The organism is Stenotrophomonas sp. 2YAF22, assembly GCF_052114665.1.
GTDB classification, from domain to species: domain Bacteria; phylum Pseudomonadota; class Gammaproteobacteria; order Xanthomonadales; family Xanthomonadaceae; genus Stenotrophomonas; species Stenotrophomonas indicatrix.
In genome coordinates, this window is sequence record NZ_JBFRFE010000584.1 from 1 (window position 1) to 2,781 (window position 2,781).

General features: G+C 69.6%; 3 protein-coding genes. 2 read left to right on the forward strand and 1 reads right to left on the reverse strand.

Going from position 1 to position 2,781, the window contains the following annotated elements:
* Together AB4Y84_RS18510 and AB4Y84_RS18515 are read left to right on the forward strand one after the other, a co-directional pair.
* The coding region (locus AB4Y84_RS18510; RefSeq protein ID WP_442250622.1) for an XVIPCD domain-containing protein at positions 1-734 on the forward strand (734 nt) is incomplete at its 5' end.
* A 566-nt stretch (positions 735-1,300) separates the two neighbouring features.
* Positions 1,301-2,242 (forward strand): hypothetical protein, encoded by a 942-nt coding sequence (locus AB4Y84_RS18515; protein ID WP_442245028.1) that lies wholly within the window; start codon positions 1,301-1,303, stop codon positions 2,240-2,242.
* 62 nt (positions 2,243-2,304) lie between these two features.
* Here the strand turns inward: AB4Y84_RS18515 and AB4Y84_RS18520 are convergent.
* Positions 2,305-2,781, reverse strand: a 477-nt coding sequence (locus AB4Y84_RS18520; protein ID WP_442250623.1) for an XVIPCD domain-containing protein, incomplete at its 5' end; no start/stop codon positions are given.

A 2,781-nucleotide genomic window follows, 5' to 3' on the forward strand; every position in this document is an offset into this window, starting at 1 on the left:
CGCCCGGTGATGCGCTGAAGTACCACGGGCGCGGTTATCTGCCGCTGACCGGCAAGGAAAGCTACCAGCGCGCCGGCACTGCGCTGGACCTGGACCTGGTCAATCAGCCCGAGCTCGCGTCGCAGCCGGAACACGCTGGGCGCATCGCCGTGTGGCAATGGCAGAACCGCGTGCCGGAGCAGGCGCGCGAGGACGTGCGCGAGGCGACCTACGCCATCAACGGCGCCGTCAACGGGGTGGAGGACCGGCTCAAGCGTTTCGAGGCGTGGCAGCAGAAGCTGACCCCGGACGTGATGGACCGGCTTGCCCGCGGCGAAGTGGGTGAGCCTGCACAGTTGCCTGAGCGCGCGCGCGATATGTCCGATCCGGCCCATGCCGGCAACCGGTTGTTCAGCGACGCTCGAGGCCATCTGCAGCAGATGGGGCCGCAGAGCGGCCTGCGCAGCCAGCAGGAACTGGACAATGCGGCGGGCGCCCTGGCGCTGAGCGCGCAGAAGGCCGGCATGAGCCGCATCGACCACGTGGTGGCGGGCACCGATGGCAGGGCGCTGTTCGCGGTGCAGGGCGCCATGGGGGACCCGGCGATGCAGCGCTCGATGGTCGAGCGTGAGGCCGCCGCCCAGTTGCCGCTCGAGCAGAGCAGCCAGCAGTTGGCGGCCGAAGCTTCTGCCCGCCAGGAACAGGCTGCTTCGGTTACCCGCGAGCAGGAGCAGAACCGCCCGCGATCGCTGTAATCTGGGCACCGCCTGCAGGTCGGAAACCGGCGGGCCCATCGCACGACACCGAGCACCCTCGGGTGCCTACATGGATCTCTTTGTAAGGACACAACATGCGAAACACTTTCCTGCATTCCAACGTGGCCCAGCGTGGTCGCGCTTCGGCACTGTTGCTGTTGCCGCTGGGACTGGCTGCCGCCATGGCCCACGCACAGCAGGCACCGGACGCCCCGGCGGCTCCCGCCGTCGAGGAGGCTGTGCCAGCACCGGTAGTGGCCGCGGCGGACTCGCAGACGCCCGCTGACACCGCAACGGATGCTGTTCCTGCACCGGCACCCGTCGCCGCGCCCGAGCCGGCGCCAGCCGTGGTTGCTGCACCTGCACCTGCACCTGCACCTGCGGCGGAGCCGTCCCCACCGCCCGCACCCGCACCGCAGCCGGCATCGACGACGGACGCTGCTCCAGAAGCCGTCGCCGCCGAACCCGCAGTTGCGCCAGCGCCCGCGGCAGCACCAGCGGCCGACATTACCTCCGCCAATGCTGCGCCAGCTACGCCTGTCGCAGCCCCACCGGCTCCCACGCAGGTGCCGGCCCCCGTTGCCGCCGCTGCACAGGTGCCCGACACCGCACCGGCCCCGGCACCCGTCCCGCCGTCAGCCCCAGCCCCTGTCGCACCACCGATCATCCCGCTCGCACCGGATCAGGCCGCCGAGCGCCAGCTCGGTGCGCGCTGCCCGGTCGATCTGGCCGGGCGCCTGGCACCGCAGGGCGATCTGATGATCGGCGCCTGCCAGGGCACGCTGCCGCCGCATCTGGCGGCGCTGCTGGTGGCATTGCCCGAGCAGGACATCCACCTGCCGCGCAGCTGGCGCGAGCGTGAAGTGCGCCAGAAGGCATGGTTCAAGGCCGTGGCCGGCATGGGCGAGCGCCCGGACTTCATCGCCCGCCTGGGCGACATCTGGGTGCGCTCGTTTGAAGGCGCAGATGCTTCCACGACCACCTATCTTGTCTCGGCGCCGTTCGACTGTGCCGACGGCGCACTGCCAAACGAGAACACCGCAGAGCCTGTCCGGCTCGCAGCCGGCAGTTGCGGACAGGCCTACGTCCGCCAACGCGTGTACCAGGTGGGCAGCGATGGCGTGCTGCAGGACATCACCGCAAAGGCAATGCCGGCGGCACCGTCGATCGCTGAGGCCGATCGTGCGCGGCACCGCGCCCGCGAAGGCAAGGTGAGCCTGGATCACAGCAAGTTGCAGTACGGGCCGGCGATGCGCTGGTTCGTGCAGTACCCGGAGTCACCGCAGAAGACCGGTCCGCATAGCTTCAGCGACTGGAACCGGGAGCATCTAGCCTTTGTTGTCTGGAACGGCACGGGCTTCGAGCTGCGCGATACCGTGACGCGCGCGCAGTGGCCGTGCGATCCGGTGGCGCCGGGCGACAAGGCCTGTGGTGGTTTCCCGGATTCGGGCCCCGATGCGTACGTGCTGGCAGGGCCGGCGCCGAACTCGGCGGTTTCCAGCCCCTGATCGGTTGCACGAAACGACGGGAGCCGGCGGTGCCGGCTCCCGTTTTCATTCCCGCGAGCGTGTCAGGCGTGCAGGCTGCGCTGGGTCGCCTGGGTCTGTTCCAGCTGCTGCTCGCGCGCCAAGGCCTGACCGGCAGATTGCTGCTCGATGCGCTGGCTGCTCTGCTCCAGCGGCGTGTTCATCGCAACGGCAGTGTCCACCGATACACGCAGATGGGCAGGGTCACCCCCCTGGCCCTGCACCGCGAAGCTGCGCGAGGCATCGGCATTCATCACCACGTCGTCGATGCGCTTGCCGCCTGCAGCATGCATCTCGGCGGCAAGGCTGCCGGCCAGCTGCGTGCTCATCACGTCCGGCACGCGCCCGGCCCGCACATCCTGGGCATGCACGCCACGGATCGCGTCGTTGAACAGCGGGTTGCCCAGATGGTTGGCATCGTCCATGCGCAGCATGCTGGTGTGATGGCCGTTCTTCTCCGCTTCGCGGCGTGCCGGCTCACCGGGCTGCAGCGGGCCACGGATGTGGTCGTACAGATCGAT